Origin of the sequence: uncultured Campylobacter sp., from assembly GCF_938045535.1 — a bacterium.
Classification (GTDB): Bacteria; Campylobacterota; Campylobacteria; order Campylobacterales; family Campylobacteraceae; genus Campylobacter_B.
Genome location: NZ_CALIMQ010000081.1, coordinates 1 through 2,831, shown reverse-complemented (window position 1 = coordinate 2,831; position 2,831 = coordinate 1). Strand labels below are relative to the sequence as shown.

The following is a 2,831-nucleotide window of genomic DNA, read 5'->3' as shown; positions in this document are numbered from 1 at the left end:
GGCCGACGTTTACGGAAGCTCGAAGCTGCCGATGGAGCTTTCGCTAGGCGATTTGGCGATGATTTTAATCGGCGCGGTGCTTATCGTAGCGCTTTCGTCATGGTATCCGGCCAAAAAAGCCACGCAGATCGACGTATTGCAAACACTGCGCAACGAGTAAATTTAAACGCGGCTCTTTAAAATTCGGCGAAATTTTAAAATTCCAAAGCGGCGCGGTTGTATTTAGCAGTGTGTTTTGCGCGGCATTTCGGCGCGCAAGACAGAAGCTACACGATCTTTAACGACGCGCATCGTGTAAAATTGCACTAAATACGATTTGAGTCACCAAAATTTTGATTCTTGCGCGAGATTATAAGCTGCGCGAAGCCTAAATTTTGACAAAATTTATGTCTTTGGAATTCGCCAAAATTTTAAATTCCAAAGTGGAGCAAATTTTTAGAGCGCTTTTCTAAATTTTGTAAATTTTCAAAACCACTAAAAGATAAAATCATAAAGATTTTGAAAGGATCTATGGTGCAAAAGATCGTTTTATTTCTGTGTGCGGCGCTGTTTCTATGCAGCTGCTCTAGGAGCGGACCGCAAGATGTCCCAGAGCCAGAGCAAAATAAGGCACCCGGCTACCATTATACAGGCTACTATTACGCATAGCGTATATTGCGCGGCGGGCGACGATACGAGACGTTTAACGGCGAGAAAATGGAAACATTGTAGTTTTTGCTCATTCGTGGACAAAAGCTCTCAAGCCTGTAATACGAGCCTTAGCAGCGTTGCAGCTTGAATGTAGCAGCGCCAAGGTGTCCATCCGTCTATAATGACGATAAAATTTAGGCTTATTTGAGTAGGCATAAATTCAGGACGAAATTCTTTTTAAAATTCTTTCAAATTCCCATAAAATCCCGCTGAATAAATCTAAATTTTATAAATTTTAGGGTAACATTCTCTATTTTTCAAAAAGGCTTTAAATGACTTTAATCGACGGCAAAAGCATAAGCGCGAAGGTAAAAGAGGAGATCAAATCGGTCGCTTCAAACCTTGCCGCAAAGGGCGTAGAGCCCGCGCTGGCGGTGATTTTGGTAGGCGAGGACGCGGCTAGTAAGACCTATGTCGCGAGCAAGGAAAAAGCCTGCGCCGCCTGTGGGATCCGATCCGTAGCGCACCGCTTGAGCTCCGACGTGAGCGAGGCGGCGCTTTTGGAACTGATAGAAAATTTAAACGAAGACGAAAGTATCGACGGCATCTTGGTGCAGCTGCCGCTTCCAAAGCACATTGATACGAATAAAATTTTAGAAACAATAAGCCCGCAAAAGGACGTGGACGGATTTAGTGCGATAAACGTAGGCAAGCTTACTAGCGGGCTTTCGGACGGTTTTGTGCCTTGCACTCCGCTTGGCGTGATGCGCCTGCTTGAGGAATACGGCGTGCAGATCGCGGGCAAAAATGCCGTCGTGCTGGGTCGCAGTAATATCGTCGGAAAGCCGATGGCAATGCTACTCCTCGAGCGGCACGCGACCGTCACGCTCTGCCACTCACGGACGGAACACCTTGCAGAGATTACGCGCTCGGCGGACATCCTCGTCGCGGCGGTCGGGCAGCCGCACTTTGTCACGGCGGACATGGTGAAGCCGGGGGCGACCGTCATTGATGTCGGCATCAACCGCATCGCTCCGAAAAAGCTCGTCGGCGATGTGGATTTCGAGGCAGTGGAAAAAGTGGCGGGGGCGATCACGCCCGTGCCCGGCGGTGTGGGGCTTCTCACCGTCGCCATGCTGATGGAGAACGTCGTACAGGCAGCAAAGACGCAGACGGAAGAGGGAGGGCGATGACGATGAAAACGGATGTAGAGATTGCACGCGCGGCACAGCTGTGTCCCATCACGGAGATTGCAAAGAGCCTTGGCATCGCCGCAGAGCACATCGAGCCGTACGGCAGGTACAAGGCAAAGCTGACCCCCGAGGCACTTGCGGGCGCAGCGGGGCAAAACGGCAAGCTCATCCTCGTCACGGCGATCAACCCGACCCCTGCGGGCGAGGGCAAGACGACGACGAGTGTCGGACTTGCCGATGCGCTCCACCTACAGGGGAAGAAGACCATCGTCGCCCTGCGCGAGCCGTCGCTCGGCCCGTGCTTTGGCATGAAGGGCGGCGCGGCGGGCGGCGGCTATGCACAGGTCGTCCCGATGGAGGACATCAACCTCCACTTTACGGGCGACTTCCACGCCATCACGACGGCACACAACCTCCTCGCTGCACTGATCGACAACCACATCTTTCAGGGAAATGCGCTCGACCTCGATGTGAACCGCATCGTGTGGAAACGCGTCCTCGACATCAATGATCGTGCTCTGCGCCATGTCGTTACGGGGCTTGGCGGGCGTGTGCACGGCGTACCGCGCGAGTCGGGCTTTGACATCACGGTTGCCTCGGAGATGATGGCGATCCTCTGCCTTGCGGACGGGCTCGCGGATATGAAACGCCGTCTCGGGCGCATTCTTATCGGCTGGACGCGCAGCGGCCGTCCCGTCCATGCGGACGAACTGGGTGCAACGGGCGCGTTGACACTCCTCTTTAAGGACGCAATCAAGCCAAACCTCGTACAGACCATCGGCGGCACACCTGCATTCATCCACGGCGGCCCGTTTGCGAACATCGCGCACGGGTGCAGCAGCGTTATGGCGACGAAGTACGCGCTACGCTGCGCCGACTATGTTGTCACGGAGGCGGGCTTCGGTGCGGATCTCGGCGCGGAGAAATTCTTTGACATCAAATGCCGCCTTGCGGGGCTCGCCCCCGATGCCGTCGTCATTGTCGCCACCGTGCGTGCGCTCAAGATGA

Annotated in this window: 3 protein-coding genes and 1 pseudogene; all 4 read left to right on the top strand. The window is 53.9% G+C overall.

Annotated features, from left to right (window positions below; translation table 11 throughout):
• Positions 1-160: pseudogene (locus Q0095_RS02730) on the top strand (ABC transporter permease); the annotation flags it as partial.
• A 353-nt stretch (positions 161-513) separates the two neighbouring features.
• Positions 514-648: a hypothetical protein gene (locus tag Q0095_RS02725; RefSeq protein WP_297881128.1), complete on the top strand. Its 135-nt coding sequence runs from the start codon at positions 514-516 to the stop codon at positions 646-648.
• Between the two features lie 314 nt (positions 649-962).
• A complete protein-coding gene (folD, locus tag Q0095_RS02720) occupies positions 963-1,823 on the top strand; it encodes a bifunctional methylenetetrahydrofolate dehydrogenase/methenyltetrahydrofolate cyclohydrolase FolD (RefSeq protein ID WP_297881126.1) in 861 nt (286 codons plus the stop codon).
• Positions 1,824-1,825: 2 nt separating this feature from the next.
• Positions 1,826-2,831 (top strand): formate--tetrahydrofolate ligase (locus tag Q0095_RS02715; RefSeq protein ID WP_297881124.1); only part of this gene is annotated, 1,006 nt, incomplete at its 3' end.

What these genes read in the sequence shown, in the direction of transcription:
- folD (WP_297881126.1), top strand. Translation starts at nt 963, where the DNA reads ATGACTTTAATCGACGGCAAAAGCATAAGCGCGAAGGTAAAAGAGGAG.